Source organism: Spiroplasma endosymbiont of Melieria omissa (genome assembly GCF_964031175.1).
GTDB classification, from domain to species: domain Bacteria; phylum Bacillota_I; class Bacilli_A; order Mycoplasmatales; family VBWQ01; genus Spiroplasma_E; species Spiroplasma_E ixodetis_A.
The window spans coordinates 1,288,628-1,305,763 of the sequence record NZ_OZ035012.1; the positions used below are offsets into that span (position 1 = coordinate 1,288,628).

Below are 17,136 nucleotides of genomic sequence, written 5' to 3' on the forward strand. Positions count from 1 at the left end.
TTATATTTTTTATTTTTTATTACTTAATTTTTCTACTTTTTTATCAATATCTGTAAATCAGATTGATAATTAATAATAATTTCAAACTTTAAGTATCTTTTTTATTATAATAGTTAAATAAATCTACTTGTTATGAAATTGCACTATTATTAGCTGTGATTAATTTTTCTTTATTCATTATTTAGTGATATTATTATCAATTATTAAATTAAAATTAGTTATAATTTTCACTATTATATTCTTTTCTTATAAAAATATTACTGCACAAACTAATAATATTGTAATTATTACTAGAATTGCTAAAACAAATATCATTAATATAAGAAAAATATTACCAAATTATTGACCAAATATTAAAAAAGCGATTGATTTTGTTTTTCAAGATATGAGTAAACATTACTTTAGTTAGCTATATGACTATTTATGCCTCTATAACTTTTATAACAAGAAGAATGTGCTTTATTTATGTATGTATTATCTCATTTATCTTTTTTATAATTAACAACTTTATCAGTTTCTAAAATTTCTTTATTACAAAATTTGCATACTTTTATTTTTATTTTGTTAAGTTCATAATATATTTTTTTATCATTTTTAATTTGTTGTTTATTTTCTTTTAGTTCCTTTTTTAAACTATTGTCCTTTTCTTTTTCTAATTCTACTTCTCCTTGCACTATATTTATTATTCCTATTATCAATAATGGTATTCCTAACACAACAGGTGCCAATACTATTCCTAATATTATTAAAATAATACCTACTACTGTCTTCTTATCCATTAATTCAACATCCTTTATTAATTACAAATTTATTTGTTTTTAAAATTTCTTTTTTACAATCGAACACTGATTTTTTAATTTTGATTGCTAATAATAGTTACAATTGCTTTATTTTGTACTGCTTTAATGATATTATTTTCAACCTTAATATTAAATACCATAATTTTCAAGTTAGCTTCCATGCACATTGTTGAAGCAGTTAAATCCATTACTTTTAATTGTTTATTAGTAATATCTTGATATGATAAATGTGAATAACGAATAGCATTTTTGTTAATATTTGGATCTTTATCATAAACACCATCAACGCCATTTTTTGCCATTAATAATATATCCGCATTAATTTCAGTAGCACGAAGTGCTGCTGCAGTATCCGTTGTAAAGTATGGTGAACCAGTACCACCAGCAAAAATACAAACATAGCCTTTTTCAAAACTACTAATAGCTTTTTTGTAATAAAAAGGTTCAGCAACTTGATTAATCTCTAATGATGTTTGCACAATAACTTTTACGTTAAGCGCTTTTAACTTTGATTCAATTACCAAAGCATTCATAATAGTTGCTAACATTCCCATATAATCAGCATTAATTCTTTTTAAACCAATCTTTTCTCCTTGTTTAGCACCACGTCAAATATTACCACCACCAATTACTAAACCAACTTCTACTTTTGCCTTAACTAGGGTTTGAATTTGTTGACAAACATTATCAATACTTTCATTATTATATAATTCATTACTACCATCACCTAAAGCTTCACCACTAATTTTTAATAATATTCGTTTATATTTAAATTGTTCCATTTTTGATCATCCTCCTTAAATTTAATATTATAAAAAGCCACAGATTGCTTTGTGGCTTCTTATTTATTTATTGTTATCACTAGATAATGAATCATTATTTGCGCTTTCAGCGACAGTTTCTAATTCAACGTTAGCAATAACTTTTTGTGCTAAATGATCTTTAACAAAAAGTTGTGCTTGTGGAGTAATAATTGTTAAACGTTTTTTAATTTTTTTAATACCCTGTTCATAAACAATTTTTAAAACATTTTTCTTTTGTTCCAATGCAACAATTTTACTAGTATTAACGCTTTGTCCAAAGAAATAAATATTATGTTCATCAACTGCGATACCAAAATCAAAACTAAAAATATATGCTAATCCTAACATGATAACTAAAAATATATACTCTACTATTAATAAACTTAAAAAAGCAGGATCAGATTTAATATATTCTGGTTCAAATGTTCAAACTTGCATTCCAATTGGAACAATCGAGATAACTAAACCAATTACCCCAACTATTAATGTTGCTACTAATAATTTTAAATTCAAAAATTTAATAGTTGTTTTTGGTTTATTAAAACTATATCATCCTCAAACAAGAATAACTAATAATAATATAAACATTACTAATGCAATATAATATATAATTTGAAAATTCACTTTATTTACCTCCTAAATGTTTATTTGGCAGAACTATCAATTTTTTCACCTAATTGATAACGTATCATAGCTATAATTGTAGCATGATTTTTAGTTAAATACTCTTTAACCTTAATTGTATTATCTTTAATATAAAGTTTATCAACAATAGTTAATTCAGATAATACTTTTTCAAAACGACCTCTTATAATATTTTCAAGAATATTATCAGGACGTTTTTTTGCTTTCAATTTTTCTTCTTCTTTTGTTTTTTCACTAATAATTGATAATTCTTTATCACGAACTGTTGCGGGTATGTGATCAATATCAATGTATTTAGCATCTGCTGATACTAATTGCATAGCAACATTATTTGGAATATCACTTTCCTTATCAACACCTTTGATAATAACTAAACCACTATATTTACCACCACCATGGATATATGAACCAAAAACTTCATCACTATTTTTACTTAAATATTGAAAACGATTTAAAACAATATTTTCACCTAATTTAGCGATAGCAAATCTTATCTCATCATTTAAACTTTCACTACTTCCATCAGCTTTTAACATTAAAGCTTCTTCAATAGTTTTAGGTTGATGTTTTAAAATTGTTTCTAAAATCTTAGTAAATAAATCATTAAAATCTTCTAAATCAGCAACTTGTTCAGTTTGACAATTTAATTCAGCAATAATTGCATTATTACCACTAATAACAACTTTAGTAACCCCTTCAGTAGCTTTATTAATACTTTTTTTCTCTGCTTTTGCTAAACCTTTAATTTTTAATAGGGAAAGTGCTGCTTCAAAAATATTATTTTTTTCCATCAAAGCTTCTTTACAATCAGTAATTGGTAAATCGGTTGTATCTCTTAATTTTTTCAATAATTTAACATCTACTTTAACTTCTGACATATAAACTATTCTCCTTTATTCATTATTTTTTTTCAATTACATTTTCAGTTTTATTTTCATCAAGACTAGTAGTTTCTTCTACTACTATTTCTTTTTTATCAATAACTGGTTTTACACTTTGTCCTTCATTAATAGCTTCAGCAATTTTCTTTGTAATTAAAGTAATTGATTTTGTAGCATCATCATTACCAGGAATAATATAATCAATATTATCTGGATTTGAATTACTATCACAAATCGCAATAATTTTGATACCAAGTTTAACTGCTTCTTCGACAGCAATTTTATTAGTAATAGTATCAGTAACAAAAATAGCTTCTGGTAATTTATACATATTTCTAATACCACCAAGGTTACGTTCTAAACGTGCTTTTTCTTTAATTACTAACATTTGCTCTTTTTTTGTTAAAAGTTTAATTTCTCCACTTTTTTCTTTATTTTCAATATCAATTAACTTTTTAATACTTGATTTAATAGTTTTAAAATTAGTTAAATTACCACCTAATCAACGTTCTGTTACATAAGGTGAATTACAACTAATTGCAAGTTCTTGCACAGCTTCTTTGGCTTGTTTTTTTGTACCTACAAATAAAACTTTACCACCATTTTCACTAGTTTCTTTAACAAAGTGACAAGCTTCATCTAATTTACGCATTGATTTTTGTAAATCAATAATATGAATACCATTTCTTTGACCAAAAATATATTTACGCATCTTTGGATCTCATCTTTTAGTTTGGTGACCAAACTGAACTCCCGCTTCAAGGAGTTGTTCACGTGTTACAACTGACATATTGTCTCCTTCTAATTTGTTTTTCTTCCATTTATTTCTAACATTGCCACTTTTTAATTAAAAAGCACTAGGCAATGAATTCACAAATGTGTTGCTTATTTTCATTAAATTAAGCCTGTATATTGTAGCATATTTTTTATATTTTAAACAAATTATTTTTAAACATAAAAATAGAATTGTATTTTAATAAACTATATTATAGCTAACTAAAGTAATGTTTACTCATATCTTGAAAAACAAAATCAATAGCTTTTTTAATATTTGGTCAATAATTTGGTAATATTTTTCTTATATTATGTTTTATAGCAAATCAAAAATGTTCAATTGGATTTAAATTAGGAGAATATGGCGGAAGAAATAATAGTTTGCATCCAGCATTTTCAATTAATTGTTGTGTTAATTTAGATTTATGAAACGTTGCATTATCTAAAACTATAATTTGTCCACGCTTTAATACTGGAATTAGTTTATTTTTAACATATGATTCAAAAATTTTACTATTGCAATGTCCTTCAAATGCTCATAAGGCTTTTAATTTACCTTTATTTAGTGAACCAATTATACTCATTCTCTTTATTTTATATGCGGGTTTATTATCAAATAATCTTTTACCTTTTTCAGATCAACCATATTTATAAAATTCATTATCATCAATTCCAGATTCATCAATATATACTAAATCTTCATTCATTATTTTAGCTATTTCTTTTAAAAAATCTTCTTGTTTATTTTTATCTCTTTGTTCATATAGAAAAGTTTTTTTTATATGTATAATTTAGTTTTTTAAAATAGTTATAAACTGTTTCTTTAGTCATATTTCCAAATTTATCAATTACTTTTTGAACTGTAACATCTTTATTTTCTGCTAAATAATTTTTTAATTCATCTAAATCCTTTATTTTGTGGCTATGTCCTTTTTGATAATTCAAAATTGGTTTTATATGCCCAGTTTCTTTTTTTCTTTTTCTTCATAAAAATAAAGTCTTTCTAGTGATATTGAACACTTTACAAATTTCTTTAATTTTCATATTTTTACTTTCATAAGCTTTTATTACTTTTCTTCGTAAGTCTTCACTGTATGGTTTTGGCATAATTTAATCTTCCTAATCTATTTTAATTATTGCTGAATTGTACTTTTAAATTCAAAAACTGTTTAAATTACATATTATTATTTTACATTATTTATGAGTAAATATTACTTTAGTTAGCTATATAAAAATATGTTTTACTTTTCTTAAAAAAATAATACCAATAAAAAACACACAATATATTATAAAAATAAAAAGTAAATTACACATATAAAATATTTATTTATGATATAAAATAATAAAAACTTAATATTAAGTTTTTTAAACTAATTACTTTAATTTTAAAAGTAAATAGTGGAATGGCAACACTTTTTAGGACTATTTTTTGGTAGACATTTGTTTTTGATAATTAACTGGAGTTAAGTAGTTTAAAGTGCTGTGGATTCTTATGTTGTTGTATCAATTGATGTAATCAAATAATTCTAATTTTAATTGGATTAATGATCTAAAATTTTTATCATTAATAAATTCAGTTTTGAAAGTTTTAAAAGTTGCTTCAGCAACAGCATTGTCATAAGGACAACCTTTTTTGCTTAAAGAGCGAGTAATATTGAATGCTAGTAAAAGTTTATCAATAATTTTATTATTAAATTCATTACCACAATCACTATGAAATATTTGAATATCTTTTAAACAGCGATTTGATTGCATAAATGCTTGATGTACTAATAAGGCATCTTTTCTAGTACCTACACTATGTCCAATAATTTCGCGGTTAAATAGGTCAATTAATAAGCAAATATAGTTTCATTTACCATTAACTTGAACATAAGTTAAATCACTGACAATAACTTCATTTTTAAGCCTATTATTAAAGTTTCTATTCACAAGATTAGTGATTTTTTCATCATTTACTTTGTTATTATGATTTTTGAATGATAATTTAGTGTATTTTGATATTAAATTATGCTTATTCATAATTTCTTTAATTTTTCGTCTTGATAAATAAATTTCTTGGTTTTCTAATATTACTTTTAATCTTCTTGTTCCATAAACACATTTATTTTCTTTAAAAGCACTAATAATAGCTTCATCATAAATATTATTTTGAATTTTATTTTCTTTTTTCTTTAAATTAAAATAATATGTTGATTTAGAAATTTTTAAAAAATGACACATTGTGCGAATTTTATATTTAAACTTATTGTTTGTAATAATTTCTATTTTCTGCCTATTATTAGTGCTGCTTGCTTTAAAATATCATTTTCCATTCGTAATTGTTTTAATTCTTTTCTTAATTTAATTAATTCATTTTCTTCAACAGAACGATTATCTTTAGCTTTAAAACTACCTGAATTAGTAAATTGCTTAATTCAATTATAAGTAGCTGCTCTTGTAACATTATATTCTTTAGCAAGGTAAGATACTGATTTGCCGCTTTGATATAAAGCTACTATTTGTTTTTTAAATTCATCGGTATATGAATTAATATTGGCCATAATTATAGTTCCTTTCTTTCAACTAATTTGTTCACTTGTCTACGTAATTAGTGTCCAATAAAGTGTAACCCATCCATAGTTTTTTTATATTTAAAAGGGAAGATGGAAGAAAAATGTTTAAATCTAAAACACAAGAAAGACAACAACTTAAATATCATTTGCAAAATCAACAAAATAGATTAAAAGAAACTGTACTAGAAAAACAAACAATATGTGGAGTTACAGAATCATTTGTGAGAACCTGTTTAGGATCTTTTTAATAGAATTTAACTAAAACAAGAAATAATCATTTATAAATAGGTACTTAACCAATAATTTATTTTCTTTTTCATTTTTTTGTTAAAAAGATTTTATCATTTGAAAACTTATCGACTAAAAATCTATTTTTTATTATAAAATAACCATTATAATATAAATTTTATTAAAAATTAATCAAAAAAGATCCTAAACAGGTTCTGAAACTTACTGAACAACAATTAAAAAAGCACAACTATGCTAATAGAAATGAAGTAACTAATTTAGAAATAGATCAAAGATTAAGAAATAGATTTGCCATAGAAACAAAGACTAAAGGAACAACAAATGGTGGCATTTGTTCTGGTGATGTTTTATATGATAAAGAAATAAAAGCAAGTAAAAATAAAATAGCACAAAACATAAAAACTGTTTATTATGCTCCACCTTCTACACATTCAATGTGAATCTCTAAAAAACAAGGTAAACAATGAAATGAAGAAATGAAAAATAAAAGTAATCAAGATGCTGGAAGTTCTCATTGAGATAGAAAACAAAATAGTAATCCATTTAGTTATCCATTTAAATAAATTTAAATATAACTAGATAAAAAGAAGAGTGAAATTTCACTCTTCTTTTTATCTTTATTAATTTTAATAATTAAGATATAGCTAACTAAAGTAATATTTACTCATAAATAATGTAAAATAATAATATGTAATTTAAACAGTTTTTGAATTTAAAAGTACAATTCAGCAATAATTAAAATAGATTAGGAAGATTAAATTATGCCAAAACCATACAGTGAAGACTTACGAAGAAAAGTAATAAAAGCTTATGAAAGTAAAAATATGAAAATTAAAGAAATTTGTAAAGTGTTCAATATCACTAGAAAGACTTTATTTTTATGAAAAAAAAGAAAAAAAGAAACTGGGCATATAAAACCAATTTTGAATTATCAAAAAGGACATAGCCACAAAATAAAGGATTTAGATGAATTAAAAAATTATTTAGCAGAAAATAAAGATGTTACAGTTCAAAAAGTAATTGATAAATTTGGAAATATGACTAAAGAAACAGTTTATAACTATTTTAAAAAACTAAATTATACATATAAAAAAAATTTTCTATATGAACAAAGAGATAAAAATAAACAAGAAGATTTTTTAAAAGAAATAGCTAAAATAATGAATGAAGATTTAGTATATATTGATGAATCTGGAATTGATGATAATGAATTTTATAAATATGGTTGATCTGAAAAAGGTAAAATATTATGGATGGGTTACACTTTATTGGACACTAATTACGTAGACAAGTGAACAAATTAGTTGAAAGAAAGGAACTATAATTATGGCCAATATTAATTCATATACCGATGAATTTAAAAAACAAATAGTAGCTTTATATCAAAGCGGCAAATCAGTATCTTACCTTGCTAAAGAATATAATGTTACAAGAGCAGCTACTTATAATTGAATTAAGCAATTTACTAATTCAGGTAGTTTTAAAGCTAAAGATAATCGTTCTGTTGAAGAAAATGAATTAATTAAATTAAGAAAAGAATTAAAACAATTACGAATGGAAAATGATATTTTAAAGCAAGCAGCACTAATAATAGGCAGAAAATAGAAATTATTACAAACAATAAGTTTAAATATAAAATTCGCACAATGTGTCATTTTTTAAAAATTTCTAAATCAACATATTATTTTAATTTAAAGAAAAAAGAAAATAAAATTCAAAATAATATTTATGATGAAGCTATTATTAGTGCTTTTAAAGAAAATAAATGTGTTTATGGAACAAGAAGATTAAAAGTAATATTAGAAAACCAAGAAATTTATTTATCAAGACGAAAAATTAAAGAAATTATGAATAAGCATAATTTAATATCAAAATACACTAAATTATCATTCAAAAATCATAATAACAAAGTAAATGATGAAAAAATCACTAATCTTGTGAATAGAAACTTTAATAATAGGCTTAAAAATGAAGTTATTGTCAGTGATTTAACTTATGTTCAAGTTAATGGTAAATGAAACTATATTTGCTTATTAATTGACCTATTTAACCGCGAAATTATTGGACATAGTGTAGGTACTAGAAAAGATGCCTTATTAGTACATCAAGCATTTATGCAATCAAATCGCTGTTTAAAAGATATTCAAATATTTCATAGTGATTGTGGTAATGAATTTAATAATAAAATTATTGATAAACTTTTACTAGCATTCAATATTACTCGCTCTTTAAGCAAAAAAGGTTGTCCTTATGACAATGCTGTTGCTGAAGCAACTTTTAAAACTTTCAAAACTGAATTTATTAATGATAAAAATTTTAGATCATTAATCCAATTAAAATTAGAATTATTTGATTACATCAATTGATACAACAACATAAGAATCCACAGCACTTTAAACTACTTAACTCCAGTTAATTATCAAAAACAAATGTCTACCAAAAAATAGTCCTAAAAAGTGTTGCCATTCCAACTATATTTTCTAATAATATGATATTTTTTTCTGAAAAATTTTGATTCATAATTGGTAATGTTTAGTAATCTGTGTAACTTACAAAAATAACTATGTTTAATTAATTCTAGTAAATATAATTAAATGACTAGAAAGAGTGAGTTACAGATGGCTAAAAAACAAAGTATTAATAATAATGATCCAATATCAAAAGCAGTAGATTTATTACTAGAAAATACTGAAGATTTAACAACAGTATTTAAAGAAGGAGGATTATATAAAGAATTAACAAAAAGATTAGTAGAAAAGATGTTAAATTCTGAAATGCAAAATTATTTAGGGTATGAAAAAAATCAACATAGTAATAGTGAAAATGCTCGTAATGGTATAAGTTCAAAAAAATTAATAACTCAACAAGGTAAAATTGAAATTAATGTACCAAGAGATCGTAATAGTGATTTTACTCCTGTAATAGTTGCAAAAAGACAGAGAAGATTTGATGGCTTTGATCAACAAGTTCTTTCACTATATGCCAAAGGAATGACTTTATCAGATATTAGAATGCAGTTGCAAGAGTTATATCATGGTGCAGATATTAGTGAAAGTGTTATTAGTCAAATTACTGATGATGTGATAGATGATGTCAAGGCGTGGCAAAATCGACCATTAGAAAGTATTTATTCTATTGTTTATTTTGATTGTATAGTAGTTAAAGTACGGCAAGATAAACGCATTATTAACAAATCAGTTTATATAGCATTAGGAGTGGATTTAGAAGGCAAAAAAGATGTTTTAGGTTTATGAATTAGTGAAAATGAAGGTTCTAAATTTTGACTAGCTAATTTTACAGAAATGAAAAATCGAGGCTTAAATGATATTTTGATTGCTTGTAGTGATAATTTAACAGGCATGTCAGAAGCAATACAAGCAGTTTATCCTAAAACTGAACATCAATTATGCATAGTTCATCAAATTAGAAATAGTTTAAAATATGTTTCATACAAACATCGAAAAACCTTAGTTGCAGATTTAAAACCAATTTATAGTGCATGTAGTGAAGAACAAGCAATGCAAGCTTTAGAATCATTTGAAAGTAAATGAAATAAACAATATCCGCAAATTACTAAATCTTGATATAAAAATTGAGATAATTTAATGGTTTTTATTAGTTATCCACCAGAAATTAAAAGAGTGATTTATACTACAAATGCTATTGAATCTGTTAATAGTCAATTACGAAAAGTTATCAGAAATAAAAAAGTTTTTCCTAATGATATGGCAGTTTTCAAAATATTTTACTTAGCAATTGAAAATATAACAAAAAAATGAACAATGCCCATTCAAAATTGAAATACAGCAATTGCTCATTTTATGATAAAATTTGAAGATAGAATTAATCTGAACTAGTAACTTTGTAAAACAAAGATACACAGATTACATAAAAGCCTCTCATAATTACCATCCCTTATTTCGCTCATATTTGCTGTTTTTAGCGATGTTTAAGAATATGAATGGTTTTTGTATTCATATTCTTAAATTCAACGCTTTATATTTGTTTAAACACTATATTATTATACATTGTTCCATATTGTTTACAAATTCTGCTTTTCTTTAAAAGTTTTCAAAACAAAATCTTTTTCAATTTTCAAAATTTCTTCTAATGAAAAATATTTACTAAATTTTTCTCCTAAATTTTTAATATAAAACTGTCATTTTTCATTATCATTTTTTAATCAAATGGTTTCACTAATAATTTTTTGTAAATTTCATACTTGAAACACCAACATCGAAGTTTTAAAAATAAAATAAGCATTACAATAGCTACTTAAATTATACTTCTTTAATCAATTTTGATAACTTGATAAAAGCTCTTGCTCATTATTTGTTAATTGCATAATTTTCTCCTCCTAATCTTTTCAAGATATTTCGTTAGATTTATCAGTATTATTTTTTTGTTCACTTAAAATTTGTAAAATCATATCTAATTTTTGATTTATGCTATTATCAAAATTAATCATATTTTTTAAATTTAATTTGCCATAAGTAGCTAAACTTAAAGCGTCATTTGATTTGTTTAATTGCTTTTCATTAACAAATCTTGCACTAATTTCTTTTTCACCAACTGTATTATCACTTTTTCCTTTATAGGTTGCAGTTAAATCTAAATCTAATTTAGACAAATCAATTCCATAAAAATATCATAATTTCGTACTTGACTTATTTGCATAATGTTTTCCTAAATAATGAATTTTAGTTTTTTCATTTCTAACATCAATACCAGTTTCTTCTAACATTTCTTGAATTACAGTTTGATAATGACTATGCTTTTCTAAACCACCAGTGATAGTACTGTACTGACTAATCTGTTTATTTTTAAACAACGGGTTGTATTCTTTAGTTAATAAATAATGATATTCATTATCTTTTAAAACATAGGGTAATATAGCAACACCTTGGTTATTGCATCAAGGTTCTTCTACTCCATGCATAAATTCAACTTCTATAATTTTTAAATATTCTTTATTCATAAAAAAATCTTCCTTTCAAAGTATTTTTAAAAATAAAAATTGTAACATCATAGGTTACAACTCAAATTATTTTTAATTTTCCTTACTTACAAAAAAAGAAGAATAAAATAAAAAAACTAGATAGGTCTATAATAATTTCGCGAGTGTACCTATTTTAGTATTCAATTTTTATAATTTAACTTTATCATATTTAATTTTTGATTGCAAATCAAATCTTTAATTAAATTGTAGATTAGACACACTTTTTGGACTAATAAAAGTTTTTATAACTTTATATTATTAGTTGAGGTGTAGTTTAAAATGAAATATTTAATTAATAGTGCTGATTTTACTAAATTTGATTATAAATTTAACAAATTTGTAGAAAAGTATAAAAATGATAAAAATATTAATAAAGTTAATATTTATTATCGTAAATTTAGAAAATTTTGTTTTATTTTTAAAAATAAAAATACTTGTAAAGAAATAATTTCTCAATTACATATGCCAAAGCAAACCTTTTATTATTGAGCTAAACGTTTTTATGATGTTTTTTACAGAAATAAACCTTTTGAAGAATTATTATTTAAGTCAACAAAACCTAAAAATATTAAATATTTCTATAAGTTGGAATTATCAGAAAAATTTATAAATTATTTTGTTCAGTATAAAGAAGAGTTTGGTATAGGTGCTTTTCAATTTTGTTATTTAATAAGGCATATTGATGATATTAGGTTTAATTTTTTGCCAAAACCCTCGGTTAAAACTATATATCGTTGATTAAAACGTTTTGGTTTTTGTTCACAAAAAGTTATTAAGAAAAAACATTTGAGATATGAAGTAAAAGAAACTGGATTATTACAAACTGATATTAAAGTAGTATCAGATTATATAACAGGAAGTAAAAGATGATATATTATTGATTTTATTGATGAAAAAACTCGAATTACTTATTGTTATCCATCTGAACAAGCACAAACCAGAGATATTGTAAATGCTACTAAAAATGCTTTAAATTTCTATAGACTTACTGCATAACTAGTTAACTTTTCATTTTTTTGTTATTATTAAAATAAAATTTGAATAGTTAAGGATAAATTTTATGACATATTTTGAATTAAAAGATAAACCGGATCAATATTTTCGTAAAATAGTTGGTATTAATAAACTAGTTTTTAATGAAATTTTAAATATTTTATTAGATCATCAAAATCTAAAAAATACCACTGGTGGAAGGCCATATAAAATGTCAATAGAAGATAGACTAGTAATGACTTTAAGATATTTATATGAAAATCGTACATATCATAGTATTGGTGCTGAGTATGATATGGTTGATACTACTGCTTTACGAAATATTCGTTCAATTGAAGACATTTTAATAAATAATAATAAGTTTAATAATTTAACAAATAAAAATATTTTTTTAAAAAGAAGAATTCAAAAATAAAATTTTGATAATTGATGTAACAGAAGTAGAAACAGAACGACCAAAATATAATCAAAAAGATTGATTTTCTGGCAAAAAATGAATGCATACTGTTAAGTTTCAAACCATAATTAATGCACATACTAATGAAATTTTAAATATTTTTCCTGATACTGGTAAAAATCATGATTTTAAAACTTTTAAAAATTCAAAGTTAGAATTTTTGTCAGAAACTGTAATTCTTGCAGATAAAGGTTATCAAGGTTTACAAAAAATTCATAGTAATACATTTTTACCCATTAAAACTAGTAAAAATAATCCTAAAACAAGTAAAATTAAAATTTTTAATAAGATTATTAATAAAACTCGCAGAAAAATTGAACATGTTTTTGCATTTTTAAAATGTTTTAAAATTATTGGTTATAAATTTAGAAAAGGTAGAAAACGAATATTTTTAAGATTTAATTTAATTGCAGGATTTTATAATTTATCATTAAAACTTAAAAACGTTATGCAGTAAGTCTTATGAAAAATTAGGAATTAAAATTAAAAGAATTAGAACTGATAATGGTAGTCAATATACTAATACATCTTGTGGAAAACCACAAAGGAATCGTTGATTTACAAATTTTTGTAATAAAAAAGGTATAGTTCATGAAACTACACCGTTTAGATCACCACAGAGTAATGGTAAGATTGAAAGATTTCACAGAAATTGAAGTAATTTATTTGAAATAAAACCATATTTAAATAGTGATTTTAGTTTATTTCAAAAATTAGTGAATTCTTTTCAAGAATATTATAACAATTCTAAACCACATAAATCATTAGGATTAATGACTCCTATGGATTATTTTGATAAACTTTTATTAGATAAAAAATAGTCCAAAATGTCTGTACTACCTTACAAATCTTTAATTAAATATGTAGATTAGACACACTTTTTGGACTAATAAAAGTTTTTATAACTTTATATTATTAGTTGAGGTGTAGTTTAAAATGAAATATTTAATTAATAGTGCTGATTTTACTAAATTTGATTATAAATTTAACAAATTTGTAGAAAAGTATAAAAATGATAAAAATATTAATAAAGTTAATATTTATTATCGTAAATTTAGAAAATTTTGTTTTATTTTTAAAAATAAAAATACTTGTAAAGAAATAATTTCTCAATTATAGCTAACTAAAGTAATATTTACTCATAAATAATGTAAAATAATAATATGTAATTTAAACAGTTTTTGAATTTAAAAGTACAATTCAGCAATAATTAAAATAGATTAGGAAGATTAAATTATGCCAAAACCATACAGTGAAGACTTACGAAGAAAAGTAATAGAAGCTTATGAAAGTAAAAATATGAAAATTAAAGAAATTTGTAAAGTGTTCAATATCACTAGAAAGACTTTATTTTTATGAAGAAAAAGAAAAAAAGAAACTGGGCATATAAAACCAATTTTGAATTATCAAAAAGGACATAGCCACAAAATAAAGGATTTAGATGAATTAAAAAATTATTTAGCAGAAAATAAAGATGTTACAGTTCAAAAAGTAATTGATAAATTTGGAAATATGACTAAAGAAACAGTTTATAACTATTTTAAAAAACTAAATTATACATATAAAAAAAACTTTTCTATATGAACAAAGAGATAAAAATAAACAAGAAGATTTTTTAAAAGAAATAGCTAAAATAATGAATGAAGATTTAGTATATATTGATGAATCTGGAATTGATGATAATGAATTTTATAAATATGGTTGATCTGAAAAAGGTAAAAGATTATTTGATAATAAACCCGCATATAAAATAAAGAGAATGAGTATAATTGGTTCACTAAATAAAGGTAAATTAAAAGCCTTATGAGCATTTGAAGGACATTGCAATAGTAAAATTTTTGAATCATATGTTAAAAATAAACTAATTCCAGTATTAAAGCGTGGACAAATTATAGTTTTAGATAATGCAACGTTTCATAAATCTAAATTAACACAACAATTAATTGAAAATGCTGGATGCAAACTATTATTTCTTCCGCCATATTCTCCTAATTTAAATCCAATTGAACATTTTTGATTTGCTATAAAACATAATATAAGAAAAATATTACCAAATTATTGACCAAATATTAAAAAAGCGATTGATTTTGTTTTTCAAGATATGAGTAAACATTACTTTAGTTAGCTATACTATAGCAAAACAAGCAGCAGAATTAAGAGAATCTAAAGGTATTAAAGAAAAATTAGAACAACAATTAAAAGAAGCAGAAAAAAATATTAGATATTTACAAAAAATAATACAAGAAAATACAGAAAATAAAACACAATTAGAAAAAGAATTAAAAGATTATATAAATAATAACCAAAAATTAGAAAAAGAACTAAAACAATCTTGATATGAAAAAGAAAAAATAGAAAAACAATTAAAACAATCAAAAGAAAATATTGAAGAACTAAAAATAATGGTAATGTTTAGTAATCTGTGTAACTTACAAAAATAACTATGTTTAATTAATTCTAGTAAATATAATTAAATGACTAGAAAGAGTGAGTTACAGATGGCTAAAAAACAAAGTATTAATAATAATGATCCAATATCAAAAGCAGTAGATTTATTACTAGAAAATACTGAAGATTTAACAACAGTATTTAAAGAAGGAGGATTATATAAAGAATTAACAAAAAGATTAGTAGAAAAGATGTTAAATTCTGAAATGCAAAATTATTTAGGGTATGAAAAAAATCAACATAGTAATAGTGAAAATGCTCGTAATGGTATAAGTTCAAAAAAATTAATAACTCAACAAGGTAAAATTGAAATTAATGTACCAAGAGATCGTAATAGTGATTTTACTCCTGTAATAGTTGCAAAAAGACAGAGAAGATTTGATGGCTTTGATCAACAAGTTCTTTCACTATATGCCAAAGGAATGACTTTATCAGATATTAGAATGCAGTTGCAAGAGTTATATCATGGTGCAGATATTAGTGAAAGTGTTATTAGTCAAATTACTGATGATGTGATAGATGATGTCAAGGCGTGGCAAAATCGACCATTAGAAAGTATTTATTCTATTGTTTATTTTGATTGTATAGTAGTTAAAGTACGGCAAGATAAACGCATTATTAACAAATCAGTTTATATAGCATTAGGAGTGGATTTAGAAGGCAAAAAAGATGTTTTAGGTTTATGAATTAGTGAAAATGAAGGTTCTAAATTTTGACTAGCTAATTTTACAGAAATGAAAAATCGAGGCTTAAATGATATTTTGATTGCTTGTAGTGATAATTTAACAGGCATGTCAGAAGCAATACAAGCAGTTTATCCTAAAACTGAACATCAATTATGCATAGTTCATCAAATTAGAAATAGTTTAAAATATGTTTCATACAAACATCGAAAAACCTTAGTTGCAGATTTAAAACCAATTTATAGTGCATGTAGTGAAGAACAAGCAATGCAAGCTTTAGAATCATTTGAAAGTAAATGAAATAAACAATATCCGCAAATTACTAAATCTTGATATAAAAATTGAGATAATTTAATGGTTTTTATTAGTTATCCACCAGAAATTAAAAGAGTGATTTATACTACAAATGCTATTGAATCTGTTAATAGTCAATTACGAAAAGTTATCAGAAATAAAAAAGTTTTTCCTAATGATATGGCAGTTTTCAAAATATTTTACTTAGCAATTGAAAATATAACAAAAAAATGAACAATGCCCATTCAAAATTGAAATACAGCAATTGCTCATTTTATGATAAAATTTGAAGATAGAATTAATCTGAACTAGTAACTTTGTAAAACAAAGATACACAGATTACATAAAAGCCTCGATAAATCTCTTTTATTAGTTGTTTGTTCTTTTCCATCTTTATCAATGTAAATTGTATCTTGTTGTGTTTTTTTATCTAAAAGTTCAATTTTTTGTGGAGTTTTATTTAAAACAGTATTTAAAGTTCCAATAGATGTCCCAAATGCTAAAACACTTAGTGCAGTAATCAATGTTTTCATATTGAAAACCTCTCTTTTTATT

Annotated in this window: 27 protein-coding genes; 15 read left to right on the top strand and 12 right to left on the bottom strand. The window is 23.3% G+C overall.

Annotated elements, in window-relative coordinates:
• Window positions 1–184: 184 nt before the first annotated feature.
• Window positions 185–409 carry a hypothetical protein gene (locus ACQH26_RS08420; protein ID WP_425382245.1) on the top strand — a complete coding sequence of 75 codons (225 nt, stop codon included), beginning with the start codon at window positions 185–187 and terminating at the stop codon, window positions 407–409.
• Here the strand turns inward: ACQH26_RS08420 and ACQH26_RS08425 are convergent.
• The 8 genes from ACQH26_RS08425 to ACQH26_RS08460 form a co-directional block, all read right to left on the bottom strand.
• Window positions 402–779: a hypothetical protein gene (locus tag ACQH26_RS08425; RefSeq protein ID WP_425382246.1), complete on the bottom strand. Its 378-nt coding sequence runs from the start codon at window positions 777–779 to the stop codon at window positions 402–404. The genes ACQH26_RS08420 and ACQH26_RS08425 overlap by 8 nt on opposite strands.
• Before the next feature lie 74 nt (window positions 780–853).
• Window positions 854–1,582 (bottom strand): UMP kinase, encoded by a 729-nt coding sequence (gene pyrH, locus ACQH26_RS08430; RefSeq protein WP_425382247.1) that lies wholly within the window; start codon window positions 1,580–1,582, stop codon window positions 854–856.
• A gap of 63 nt (window positions 1,583–1,645) precedes the next feature.
• Window positions 1,646–2,227 carry a hypothetical protein gene (locus ACQH26_RS08435; RefSeq protein ID WP_425382248.1) on the bottom strand — a complete coding sequence of 194 codons (582 nt, stop codon included), beginning with the start codon at window positions 2,225–2,227 and terminating at the stop codon, window positions 1,646–1,648.
• A gap of 20 nt (window positions 2,228–2,247) precedes the next feature.
• Window positions 2,248–3,126 (bottom strand): translation elongation factor Ts, encoded by an 879-nt coding sequence (tsf, locus tag ACQH26_RS08440; protein ID WP_425382249.1) that lies wholly within the window; start codon window positions 3,124–3,126, stop codon window positions 2,248–2,250.
• Window positions 3,127–3,148: 22 nt separating this feature from the next.
• On the bottom strand, window positions 3,149–3,919 hold the full coding sequence (rpsB, locus tag ACQH26_RS08445) for a 30S ribosomal protein S2 (protein ID WP_425382250.1): 771 nt from the start codon (window positions 3,917–3,919) through the stop codon (window positions 3,149–3,151).
• A 202-nt stretch (window positions 3,920–4,121) separates the two neighbouring features.
• A complete protein-coding gene (locus tag ACQH26_RS08450) occupies window positions 4,122–4,610 on the bottom strand; it encodes an IS630 family transposase (RefSeq protein WP_425381862.1) in 489 nt (162 codons plus the stop codon).
• A gap of 40 nt (window positions 4,611–4,650) precedes the next feature.
• Window positions 4,651–5,010, bottom strand: a complete 360-nt coding sequence (locus ACQH26_RS08455) for a helix-turn-helix domain-containing protein (protein WP_425382087.1) — start codon at window positions 5,008–5,010, stop codon at window positions 4,651–4,653.
• Window positions 5,011–5,325: 315 nt separating this feature from the next.
• Window positions 5,326–6,446, bottom strand: a protein-coding gene (locus ACQH26_RS08460; RefSeq protein ID WP_425381867.1) for an IS3 family transposase whose coding sequence is annotated in 2 segments (ribosomal slippage) — window positions 5,326–6,176 and window positions 6,176–6,446 — 1,122 coding nt in all. Because the reading frame shifts where the segments join, the coding sequence is not laid out codon by codon here.
• A gap of 113 nt (window positions 6,447–6,559) precedes the next feature.
• Between ACQH26_RS08460 and ACQH26_RS08465 the strand changes: the two genes are divergently transcribed.
• The gene (locus tag ACQH26_RS08465; protein WP_425382251.1) at window positions 6,560–6,706 is read left to right on the top strand and encodes a hypothetical protein; all 147 of its coding nucleotides are present in this window, start codon (window positions 6,560–6,562) and stop codon (window positions 6,704–6,706) included.
• Between the two features lie 230 nt (window positions 6,707–6,936).
• Here the strand turns inward: ACQH26_RS08465 and ACQH26_RS08470 are convergent, their stop codons facing one another.
• Window positions 6,937–7,104, bottom strand: a complete 168-nt coding sequence (locus ACQH26_RS08470; protein ID WP_425382252.1) for a hypothetical protein — start codon at window positions 7,102–7,104, stop codon at window positions 6,937–6,939.
• Between the two features lie 37 nt (window positions 7,105–7,141).
• On the opposite strand from ACQH26_RS08470, the gene ACQH26_RS08475 reads away from it, so the two are divergent.
• From ACQH26_RS08475 to ACQH26_RS08490, 4 genes are all read left to right on the top strand, one after another.
• Window positions 7,142–7,270, top strand: coding sequence for a hypothetical protein (locus ACQH26_RS08475; protein ID WP_425382253.1), 129 nt, complete (start codon window positions 7,142–7,144; stop codon window positions 7,268–7,270).
• 198 nt (window positions 7,271–7,468) lie between these two features.
• Window positions 7,469–8,011, top strand: a complete 543-nt coding sequence (locus ACQH26_RS08480) for an IS630 transposase-related protein (protein ID WP_425382254.1) — start codon at window positions 7,469–7,471, stop codon at window positions 8,009–8,011.
• 22 nt (window positions 8,012–8,033) lie between these two features.
• Window positions 8,034–9,154 (top strand): IS3 family transposase gene (locus ACQH26_RS08485; protein WP_425381867.1). Its coding sequence is split into 2 segments (ribosomal slippage): window positions 8,034–8,304 and window positions 8,304–9,154, totalling 1,122 coding nucleotides; the frame shifts between segments, so codons are not numbered across the junction.
• A 171-nt stretch (window positions 9,155–9,325) separates the two neighbouring features.
• On the top strand, window positions 9,326–10,564 hold the full coding sequence (locus ACQH26_RS08490; protein ID WP_425383069.1) for an IS256 family transposase: 1,239 nt from the start codon (window positions 9,326–9,328) through the stop codon (window positions 10,562–10,564).
• A 185-nt stretch (window positions 10,565–10,749) separates the two neighbouring features.
• Here ACQH26_RS08490 and ACQH26_RS08495 read toward each other — a convergent pair whose 3' ends face one another.
• Entirely contained in the window at window positions 10,750–11,052 is a 303-nt protein-coding gene (locus ACQH26_RS08495) for a hypothetical protein (RefSeq protein ID WP_425382255.1), read from the bottom strand.
• Window positions 11,053–11,064: 12 nt separating this feature from the next.
• Window positions 11,065–11,685, bottom strand: coding sequence for an NUDIX domain-containing protein (locus tag ACQH26_RS08500; RefSeq protein ID WP_425382256.1), 621 nt, complete (start codon window positions 11,683–11,685; stop codon window positions 11,065–11,067).
• Window positions 11,686–11,985: 300 nt separating this feature from the next.
• Between ACQH26_RS08500 and ACQH26_RS08505 the strand changes: the two genes are divergently transcribed.
• The 9 genes from ACQH26_RS08505 to ACQH26_RS08545 all read left to right on the top strand — a co-directional run bounded on the left by ACQH26_RS08505 (window position 11,986) and on the right by ACQH26_RS08545 (window position 16,893).
• The gene (locus tag ACQH26_RS08505) at window positions 11,986–12,702 is read left to right on the top strand and encodes a hypothetical protein (protein ID WP_425382257.1); all 717 of its coding nucleotides are present in this window, start codon (window positions 11,986–11,988) and stop codon (window positions 12,700–12,702) included.
• 64 nt (window positions 12,703–12,766) lie between these two features.
• Window positions 12,767–13,114 (top strand): transposase family protein, encoded by a 348-nt coding sequence (locus ACQH26_RS08510; RefSeq protein ID WP_425381897.1) that lies wholly within the window; start codon window positions 12,767–12,769, stop codon window positions 13,112–13,114.
• A gap of 4 nt (window positions 13,115–13,118) precedes the next feature.
• Window positions 13,119–13,613, top strand: coding sequence for a transposase family protein (locus tag ACQH26_RS08515; RefSeq protein ID WP_425381872.1), 495 nt, complete (start codon window positions 13,119–13,121; stop codon window positions 13,611–13,613).
• Window positions 13,614–13,740: 127 nt separating this feature from the next.
• Window positions 13,741–13,977, top strand: coding sequence for an integrase core domain-containing protein (locus tag ACQH26_RS08520; protein ID WP_425383065.1), 237 nt, complete (start codon window positions 13,741–13,743; stop codon window positions 13,975–13,977).
• Between the two features lie 115 nt (window positions 13,978–14,092).
• Window positions 14,093–14,275 (top strand): hypothetical protein, encoded by a 183-nt coding sequence (locus tag ACQH26_RS08525; RefSeq protein ID WP_425382258.1) that lies wholly within the window; start codon window positions 14,093–14,095, stop codon window positions 14,273–14,275.
• Between the two features lie 117 nt (window positions 14,276–14,392).
• On the top strand, window positions 14,393–14,752 hold the full coding sequence (locus ACQH26_RS08530; protein ID WP_425381863.1) for a helix-turn-helix domain-containing protein: 360 nt from the start codon (window positions 14,393–14,395) through the stop codon (window positions 14,750–14,752).
• A gap of 40 nt (window positions 14,753–14,792) precedes the next feature.
• Complete coding sequence (locus tag ACQH26_RS08535) at window positions 14,793–15,281, top strand: IS630 family transposase (RefSeq protein WP_425381862.1); 489 nt, start codon at window positions 14,793–14,795, stop codon at window positions 15,279–15,281.
• Entirely contained in the window at window positions 15,244–15,597 is a 354-nt protein-coding gene (locus ACQH26_RS08540) for a hypothetical protein (protein WP_425382259.1), read from the top strand. The genes ACQH26_RS08535 and ACQH26_RS08540 overlap by 38 nt, the downstream gene beginning before the upstream one ends.
• A 57-nt stretch (window positions 15,598–15,654) precedes the next feature.
• Window positions 15,655–16,893 carry an IS256 family transposase gene (locus ACQH26_RS08545; protein WP_425383069.1) on the top strand — a complete coding sequence of 413 codons (1,239 nt, stop codon included), beginning with the start codon at window positions 15,655–15,657 and terminating at the stop codon, window positions 16,891–16,893.
• Here ACQH26_RS08545 and ACQH26_RS08550 read toward each other — a convergent pair.
• Window positions 16,890–17,114: a hypothetical protein gene (locus tag ACQH26_RS08550; RefSeq protein WP_425382260.1), complete on the bottom strand. Its 225-nt coding sequence runs from the start codon at window positions 17,112–17,114 to the stop codon at window positions 16,890–16,892. The genes ACQH26_RS08545 and ACQH26_RS08550 overlap by 4 nt on opposite strands.
• Window positions 17,115–17,136 lie beyond the last annotated feature (22 nt).